Consider the following 6162-nt stretch of genomic DNA (forward strand, 5'->3'; position numbering starts at 1 on the left):
GCCAGATCGAGTTCAACACCGCCCTCAGCAAAATGCGGGCCGCCGTGGAACATGCCATCGCTCATCTCAAGACGTGGCGGATGCTCAGCGAAGAAGGCGGCCGATACCGCGCACCGATCAGCAAGTATCCGAGCGCAGTCAAAGCCATTGTCGGGCTATTCTTCTTCGCGGCTTATGAATAAGGCCCCAGGTCCAGGTCTTCCACGAATGCGACAGCTCCACCGCTATTTATACGCACGTCAGCGACGATTTCATGAACACGATGCTGCGGAAAGCCCTCTCGCCCGCGTTCGATCCGCCCGCCCCCCTCGACGACAAGGAGTGCTGATGGCGGCCAAACTCGACTATCGCTGGCACCTGCGCACGGTCATGGCCGAGCGGGGGATGTTCGCCACCACCGATCTGATCGAGCCGCTGGCACGGCGGGGCATCCGGTTGTCCTCCAGCCAGGTCTATCGGTTGGTCGTCGAGCGTCCCGAGCGGCTGAGTCTGAAGATCCTGATGGCGCTACTGGACATCCTGGACTGCTCGATGAGCGAGCTGATCGAACCGGTCGCCGCCGGTGGGACGGCCGGCAGGACGAAGAAGGCGGTGTTGCCGAGGCTGGTCTCGGGGATCTAACGTCCCAAGCGGGCCCGCATCCACGACGTCCGACGGTCGTGACCGCGCCGGCACCCCCGGATCGGGCGGTGTCCGACCCGATCGGGCTGGTCGTGGTGCTGGTCGCGGCGGTCGAGCCCGCGCTGGCGCCAGAGCAGGTTCGTGGGGTCGTGACCGCCGTCGCCGGAGGCCGGGCGAAGGCCCGGCGGCTGGCGTCGGCCCTGGCGCACCGAGCCGGGGTGCTGGTCGACGGCCGGTCCCCGGCGCCTCGGGTGGTTGGCGAGCTTCTGCTGGCCCTGCGTCGCGCCGGCGCCACGGCGATCGGTCCGCCGTGCTGCGCGGAGTGCGGCAAACAGCTGGGCAGCCTCCAGCGCCGCGGCCAGCGCTGGTACTGCACGGTCTGCGATCGGCGCACCGACGCGTGCGCCGGGTGCGGCAACACCAGACCCGTCTCCTCGCGCGACCGCTCGGGGCGACCCCGCTACGCCAACTGTCCCGACCTCGACGGCCGCGACCCGATCGCAGTGATCCACCAGGTGATCGCCGAGCTCGACCCGCACGTCGATGCGCAGACCGTGGCCGCGGCCGTGCGCCGCTGCGCGCCACGGCCGTCCTATCAGCGGCGAGTGGCCTGGGCGCTGAAGGCCCAACCCGGTTTGCTGACCGGAGAGGGTCACCTCGCGCCGCTGCGCGCCATCCCGCGACTGATCGAGCTGCTGGCCGCCGCCGGGGTCGCCGGGATCGTCCGGCCGGCCTGCCCCCGCTGTCGGCGGGTCGTGCGGATCGACAAGCCGCTGGACGGGGCGCGGGTCTGCCGGACCTGCATCGCGCACTCCCGCATCGAGGAGTGCGTCCGCTGCTCCGCACGTCGCGAACCGGTCACCCGTGACGGCCACGGTCGGCCGGTCTGCGCGAACTGCTTCATCACCGACCCGGCGAACCAGCAGACCTGCCTGGGTTGCGGGCGCCGCCGTCCGGTCGAACGGCGCACGGGCCGCTGTGCTCGGCTTGCCCCACGCTCCCGATCCTGACCTGCTCGATCTGCGGCGCGACGACACCGTGCGGCATCTCCCGCGCCACCGGCCGACCCTGGTGCCCGGCCTGCCAGCATCGGTCCGCCGCGTGCTCGGCCTGCGGCCGCCACGCAGCGATCGTCTCCGGCACTCTGACCGACCCGCTCTGCGCTGACTGCACGACGCCCGCGGCCTGGCTGACCTGCCCCACCTGCAGCGACCCCGACTACCCCCACCCGGGCCAGTGCGGCCGCTGCCTAATCAACCGCCGGCTGGAGGAGCTGATGGGCCCCGACTCCGGCTGCCTGCCGCCCGGGCTGCGAACCCTGCGCGAGAACATCGCCGCCGCCGAGCACCACATCACCGCGATGCGCTGGCTGACCAAGCCCGCGATCGCCCCGGTGTTGGCCGACCTCGCCGCGGCGCGCATGCCGCTGACCCACGCCGCGTTCGACGAGCTGGGCGAGGGCCAGGCCCTGGCCCATCTGCGCCAAACCCTCGTCGCCGTCGGTGCCCTGCCCGAGCGCGACGAGGAACTCGTTCGCCTCGAGCAGTTCCTGGCCGGCTTCCTCGCCGCCCAGCCGGACTCGGACCGCCGCAAGATCTTGCACCGCTACACCATCTGGCACCTGCTCCGGCGGCTACGCGGCCGCAACCACGCTCGGCCCACCTCCCGGCAACAGGCGCTGCGCATCCGCAGCCACGCCCGCGCCGCCGCCGCGTTCCTGGACTGGCTCGAGGCGCACAACCTCACCCTGGGCGGCTGCACCCAAGCCGATCTCGACCGATGGCGCGGCGACGACTCGGGTGTCTACCGCTTCGAGACCGGCAAATTCATCCGCTGGGCACGCGCCAACAAGCTCACCGCCGGTCACCTCGCCTCCGTCCGCTGGGGCGGCCCCGCGCAGCTCCTGAATGACCAGCACCGCTGGGACACCGCGCGCCAGCTGCTGCACGACGAGGACCTGGGCGCCGAGGACCGGCTCGCGGGCCTGTTGGTCCTGCTCTACGCCCAAGGCGCGCCACCGCGATCAGCCGGATGACCGTCGAGCAGATCCACATCGACGCCCACGACGTTCGTCTGCAGCTGGGCCCGGTGGCCGTCCAGCTGCCCGAGCCGGTCGCCACCCTGGCCCGCGCCGTCGTCGCCAACCGCAAGGGCCACGCCACCATCGGAGCCCTGGCGCCCTCGCCCTGGCTGTTCCCCCGGCGGCCAGCCCGGACGGCCGATCAGCACCGCGCGACTGACCCAGCGACTCGCCAACCTCGGGATCCGACCCCAACCAGACCCGCAGCACCGCGCTGTTCCAGCTCGCCGCCGAGATCCCCGCCGCGATCCTCGCCCGCACCCTGGGCATCCACACCGACGTCGCCGTCACCTGGCAACGCCTCTCCGGCGGGGACTGGGCCAGCTACGCCGCCCAGATCAGCCAATGACCGCGCCGTCGGCCAGGCATTCCGAGAGTTCGAATACCTGACGTCACCGTTATCCACGCGACCCACGTGGAGGACGCCGTGCTGCGTGGCCAGCAGCGCGCCGCGCAGCGGTGGGAAGGACTGATCCGATGAAGTGGAACCTGCGCCTGGCGGCGGCCAACCGCGGCATCTGGAAGGCCAGCGAGCTGCGCCGGATGCTCGCCGAACGCGGTGTCGAGATGAGCACCGGGAAGATGTCGGGCTTGTGGTCGGGACAGCCCAACGTGCTACGCCCAGAGGAGCTGGATGCGTTCTGCGCGGTGCTCGGCTGCGAGATCAGCGACCTGATCACCGCCGAACCGGAGAAGACGCCCGCACCCGGCCCGGGCACGGAGGAGACCAGCGCCGCCGTCGGGCAGCACGGCGGCGGGGCCGGTGCGGTTCGGGCGGTGACGCCCGAAGCCGAGGTCTGGCCGCTCGCTGCCACCGCGGTGACGAGCGGCGTGAGCGCTCGAGCGGGCGCTGCACCGTGCCGAACCTGCGCTGGCCCCGTCGATCGCAGCGCCGGGCCGCGTGGCGCGTGGCCACGGCTGCACTGCCACCGGTGTCGCCCACCCCGCGCTCGGAACGCCGATCCCGAGCGCGGTGACAACGCGCCCTGCCGGACCTGCGAGGGCTCCGTGGATCGCAGCCCGGGCCGACGCCGCGGACGGCGCCGATTGCACTGCCACACCTGCCGGCCACCAGTCGCCCGGCGCCACGTCGCCAAGCACCGACTCGATGATCTGGCCCGGGACTCGACCGTCTCGTCGACGCAACGCGCGGTGCTGGCACGGGCGTTCGAGAGCGCTGAGACCGTCGGGTGGAGCACGAGATCGCTCGACGGCGTTGTGGCCGGCCTGCGCGGCGTGCTCGACGATCTACCGGACGGTCAGCCGGTCCGGCTGAGCCAGCTGCACGCCGCGACCGGCGTGTCGAGAGGCCCGCGGGTTGCGCGCATGGCGCAGATCCTCGACGAGCTCGGCCTGCTCGTCGACGACACCGTGCCCACCGTCCAGGCATGGATCGACCACAAGAGCGATGCGCTCCCGGTGGGCTTCCGCGCCGAGGTACGGGCGTGGTTGCTGACGCTGCTCGAGGGCGAGATGCGCGCTCGGCCGAGGGCGCAGTCGACGCTGTATGCCTACTTCGGGCGGGTCCAACCGCACCTGTTCGCGTGGTCGGCGACGCGCGGCCAGCTGCGCGAGATCACCGAGGACGACGTTCGCGGGGTGCTGGACCAGCTGAGCGGGCACCTGCGCGCGGGCACGTTCACCGCGCTGCGCTCGCTGTTTCGGTTCGCCAAGCGCCGACGGCTGATCTTCGCCGACCCGACCCGCCGGCTGCACGTCGGTCGAGCGCCCGCGCGGGCGTTGCTGCCGATGACCGAGGCGCAGATCGCCGCCGTCCAGCGCGTCGCGGTGACCCCGGCCCAGCGGCTGGTCGTCGCCTTGGCCGCGGTGCACGCCGCCCGCGCGAAGACGATCCCGCGAGCTCACCCTCGACGACGTTGACCTCGCCGGTCGACGCATCCGGCTCGACGGGCACGCCCAACCGCTGTCGGAGTTCGTGCACCACACGCTGGTCGGCTGGCTGCAGCATCGCCGACGCACCTCGCCGCACACGCCGAACCGGCACGTCCTGGTTTCGATGATCACCGCCACCGGCATCGAGCCGGTCAGCGACTACTACCTGAGCTGGCACCTACTGCTCAACGGTGTCCAGCTCGAGCACATCCGCGGCGATCGCGTCCTGCAGGAAGCGCTCGCCGTCCGGGCGGACCCGCTCCACCTGGTCGCGGTGTTCAACCTCAGCCCCGCCACCGCGATCGCCTACGCCGACATCGCCCGGAGCCTGCTGGAGCGCCCCATCGAGGCCACCGCGACGCCGCTCGAGAGGTCCACACCGCGCCGCCCCGGCAACTGACGCCCGCTGTCCTGTCCCAGCGCACCTGGGCCACGGCCCTGCCACCGACCTGCGGTGGCTCAGACACTTTGAGGAACACCGCCAACCTGTGGACCGACGGTCGAACGACAGGGGGAAGCTCGGCGCTGGCGTGGGCACAGCTCAGCCGGTGGCGGGCGGGCGCTTACAGGCGATAAGGAATGCCTGCGGGATGCTCGCCGCGGCGCTGGCCGGGCCGGGGGCTCGGACGAGTTGGGCGGTGAGCTCGAACCCGGCGTCGTCGAGAAGGGCCGTGACGGTGTCGGGTTGGAGTCGGCGGAAGTCCAGCGAGACCTGGTGGCCGAAGGCCTCGTCGAAGTGCAGGACGTCGTCGCCGATCTGGAAGGCCAGCAGCAGGTGGCCCCCGTCCTTGAGCACGCGGTGGAACTCGGTGAACACCGCGGGCAGATGTGCCGGGGGAACGTGGATGATCGAGTACCAGGCGACGAGGCCGGCCAGGCTCGAGTCGGACGCGTCGAGCGCGCCCATCTCGCCGACGTCAAAGGTGATCTCGGGGTGCTCTCGTCGGGCGAGGTCGACCATCGCAGAGGAGAGGTCAATCCCGCGGATCGACATCCCCAGATCACGCAGGTACGCGGCCACGTGGCCAGGTCCGCTGCCGACCTCTATGAGCTGGCCGTCCGGGTGTCGGTTGGCAACGAGCTCGGCGAATCCGGCGAGCAGGGCGCGGTCGAGCGGGCTGTCGTCGAGCGCGGAGCGGAACGTCTCCGCGTACGGTCCCGCGACCGCGTCGTAGCCGCTACGGGTTTCGCTGAGATACGCCGACTCGATCACGGGCGCAGCCTACGAGGCTGGCCGCGAGCTACCCGGCCCGCATCGGGATAGTTCATATGGCTCAGGCCTGCTGACAGTGGCTCAGCTTCACTGCGATCGGACACCAAGGCCGGATCCGGACCGAAGTTGCTCGGAACTGCACACGGTCTCGATCCTGAGCTGCCGATCACCCGTGGGTTCCCGCGGAGGAACGTTCAGTGTCGCTGAACCCGCCCGGGAGTCCAACTGAACTGGGAGGATCGCGTATTCATCTGCCGCGTGTTCTCGGCTTCGCTCCCGGGGCGGGTGCGGCGTAGCGGTTCCAGATGCCGCCGGCGTGGATGGTCTGGCGCTGGGTGGTGGTGTGGTGGAACCC

7 protein-coding genes are annotated in these 6162 nt (G+C 71.3%); 6 read left to right on the forward strand and 1 reads right to left on the reverse strand.

All coding sequences use genetic code 11. The features are described 5' to 3' along the window. The 6 genes from KME75_RS39255 to KME75_RS39280 form a co-directional block, all read left to right on the forward strand. Positions 1-182 (forward strand): transposase family protein (locus KME75_RS39255; protein WP_219420046.1); only part of this gene is annotated, 182 nt, incomplete at its 5' end. A 145-nt stretch (positions 183-327) separates the two neighbouring features. Beyond that, on the forward strand, positions 328-621 hold the full coding sequence (locus tag KME75_RS39260) for a helix-turn-helix domain-containing protein (protein WP_219420048.1): 294 nt from the start codon (positions 328-330) through the stop codon (positions 619-621). Positions 622-689: 68 nt separating this feature from the next. Then, on the forward strand, positions 690-1631 hold the full coding sequence (locus KME75_RS39265) for a hypothetical protein (RefSeq protein WP_219420050.1): 942 nt from the start codon (positions 690-692) through the stop codon (positions 1629-1631). A 266-nt stretch (positions 1632-1897) separates the two neighbouring features. Continuing rightward, complete coding sequence (locus tag KME75_RS39270; protein WP_219420051.1) at positions 1898-2656, forward strand: hypothetical protein; 759 nt, start codon at positions 1898-1900, stop codon at positions 2654-2656. Between the two features lie 522 nt (positions 2657-3178). After that, positions 3179-4582 carry a helix-turn-helix domain-containing protein gene (locus KME75_RS39275; protein ID WP_219420053.1) on the forward strand — a complete coding sequence of 468 codons (1404 nt, stop codon included), beginning with the start codon at positions 3179-3181 and terminating at the stop codon, positions 4580-4582. A 136-nt stretch (positions 4583-4718) separates the two neighbouring features. Next, a complete protein-coding gene (locus KME75_RS39280) occupies positions 4719-4994 on the forward strand; it encodes a hypothetical protein (RefSeq protein ID WP_219420054.1) in 276 nt (91 codons plus the stop codon). Positions 4995-5135: 141 nt separating this feature from the next. Here KME75_RS39280 and KME75_RS39285 read toward each other — a convergent pair whose 3' ends face one another. Then, positions 5136-5807 carry a class I SAM-dependent DNA methyltransferase gene (locus tag KME75_RS39285; protein ID WP_219420056.1) on the reverse strand — a complete coding sequence of 224 codons (672 nt, stop codon included), beginning with the start codon at positions 5805-5807 and terminating at the stop codon, positions 5136-5138. Between the last annotated feature and the right edge of the window lie 355 nt (positions 5808-6162).

It is taken from the genome of Pseudonocardia nigra, assembly GCF_019396355.1.
Lineage (GTDB): Bacteria > Actinomycetota > Actinomycetes > Mycobacteriales > Pseudonocardiaceae > Pseudonocardia > Pseudonocardia nigra.

Bases quoted from the DNA above. Each gene is read 5' to 3' on its own strand.
- KME75_RS39260 (WP_219420048.1), top strand. From the start codon at position 328: ATGGCGGCCAAACTCGACTATCGCTGGCACCTGCGCACGGTCATGGCC.
- KME75_RS39280 (WP_219420054.1), top strand. From the start codon at position 4,719: ATGATCACCGCCACCGGCATCGAGCCGGTCAGCGACTACTACCTGAGC.
- KME75_RS39275 (WP_219420053.1), top strand. From the start codon at position 3,179: ATGAAGTGGAACCTGCGCCTGGCGGCGGCCAACCGCGGCATCTGGAAG.
- KME75_RS39270 (WP_219420051.1), top strand. From the start codon at position 1,898: ATGGGCCCCGACTCCGGCTGCCTGCCGCCCGGGCTGCGAACCCTGCGC.